The organism is Burkholderia sp. LMG 13014 (assembly GCF_905232215.1).
Taxonomy (GTDB): Bacteria; Pseudomonadota; Gammaproteobacteria; order Burkholderiales; family Burkholderiaceae; genus Burkholderia.
The window spans coordinates 1-1,338 of sequence record NZ_CAJNKE010000992.1 but is presented as its reverse complement, the minus strand read 5'-3'; the positions used below and the strand labels follow the sequence as shown (position 1 = coordinate 1,338).

Below are 1,338 nucleotides of genomic sequence, written 5' to 3'. Positions count from 1 at the left end.
GCGTCGCGCAGCGCCGGCGTGAGCGACTCGGCCGTCGTGGCGAGCGCGTCGAAGACGATCGTCAGGTTGTTCATGCCGGGCACGACGTCGATCACGTCGGGCCACGCGCGCGCGGCCTCGGCAACGGCCCAGACGCGGCGCTGGCAATCGAGCGTGGCGGGCGGCGGCACCTCGCAGACGAGGGCGGCATCGCCGAGCGGATAAATGCGGGGTTGCGTCATCGGACTGGCACGGTTCGGACGGCAATGTTAGCGCACATTGTCAATAAATTATCGACAACTTCCCAATAAGCGTTTTCGCCTAGCTCGTATGTCGGGGCTTCTGGCGTACACTCGGCACACCCTGTCATCCGGCTTGCGCCGCCTTTCCATGAAGCGTCCTGCGACCAAGATCGTGTCATCCGAACACCTCGTTTCCGATTCGAGCGCGGAGCTGTCGGAGCTCGAATACGGGCTCATCATGGCAGGCAACGCGTTCAACCGGTGGATGGTGCGCTGCATGTCGGCGGCCGGCGCGAAGGACATGACGGCGGTCGAGGTGTCGCTGCTGCATCACGTCAGCCATCGCGAACGCAAGAAGAAGCTCGCCGACATCTGCTTCGTGCTCAATATCGAGGATACGCACGTCGCGACCTATGCGCTGAAAAAACTGATCGCCCGCGGCTATGTGAAGAGCGAGAAGAACGGCAAGGAAGTGTTCTTCTTCGCGACCGACGCGGGCCGCGACCTGTGCCTGAAGTACCGCGAGGTGCGCGAGCACTGCCTGATCGAGACGCTGAAGGACAGCGGGCTCACCAACGAGCAGATCGGCGACGCGGCGCAGTTGCTGCGCCATGCATCGGGCCTGTACGACACGGCCGCGCGCGCGGCGGCGTCGCTGTAAACGGTTGCGCCAAGGGTGGCGCGTGGCGGTGCGCTGACGGGCGAGCGACGATGGGTGCGGCGCCGCCCGCCGCATCATCCGGCGGCGGGGTACAGCGCGCCATCGGTCACGATCCAGCGCAGCGAGAGATCGTGCGCTTCGGCCGGCAATTCATCGACGCGGCACGCTTCATAGGCGATGCCGACCGTCACGGGCAGCGCGCTGCCCGGCCATGCGGCGAGCGTGCGGTCGTAGTAGCCGCCGCCGTAGCCGAGCCGGTAGCGCTGCAGATCGAATCCCACGCAGGGAATCAGCAACAGGTCGGGCACGACGACGATGCCCGACGCCGGTTCCGGAATCCGGTGATGACCTTCGCGCATCGGCGTGTGCGTATCCCATGCATGGAACTCGAGCGGTGTGTGCCGCTCGTCGATCACGGGCAACGCGGCCTGCCTGCCGGCACCGGCCGCGCACCAC

Annotated in this window: 3 protein-coding genes; 1 reads left to right on the top strand and 2 read right to left on the bottom strand. The window is 66.1% G+C overall.

Features of this window, described 5'->3' with window-relative positions:
• On the bottom strand, window positions 1-221 hold a 221-nt coding region (locus tag JYJ84_RS36815), incomplete at its 3' end, for a carboxyltransferase domain-containing protein (protein WP_205190313.1).
• 148 nt (window positions 222-369) lie between these two features.
• Here JYJ84_RS36815 and JYJ84_RS36810 point away from each other — a divergent pair.
• Window positions 370-882, top strand: a complete 513-nt coding sequence (locus JYJ84_RS36810; RefSeq protein ID WP_006483173.1) for a winged helix DNA-binding protein — start codon at window positions 370-372, stop codon at window positions 880-882.
• A 74-nt stretch (window positions 883-956) separates the two neighbouring features.
• Here the strand turns inward: JYJ84_RS36810 and JYJ84_RS36805 are convergent.
• The coding region (locus tag JYJ84_RS36805; RefSeq protein WP_205190312.1) for a 5-formyltetrahydrofolate cyclo-ligase at window positions 957-1,338 on the bottom strand (382 nt) is incomplete at its 5' end.